The organism is Metabacillus sp. YM-086 (assembly GCF_048059995.1).
GTDB classification, from domain to species: domain Bacteria; phylum Bacillota; class Bacilli; order Bacillales; family Bacillaceae; genus Metabacillus; species Metabacillus litoralis_B.
In genome coordinates, this window is record NZ_JBLUOI010000068.1 from 1998 (window position 1) to 2266 (window position 269).

The window sequence follows — 269 nt, forward strand, 5'->3', positions numbered from 1 at the left end:
GATTTATGTCTCGATTCTGGCCTAATCGGGACACATCTTTGCTCTTACAGTAGATTTATGTCTCGATACACGCTTTATCGGGACACAAGTTGGCTCTTGCAGCTGATTTATGTCTCGATTCTCGCTTTATCGGGACACATCTTTGCTCTTACACCAGATTTATGTCTCGATACACGCTTTATCGAGACACATTTTGCTCTTACTGCTGATTTATGTCTCGATACACGCTTTATTGGGACACATCTTTGCTCTTACAATAGATTTATGTC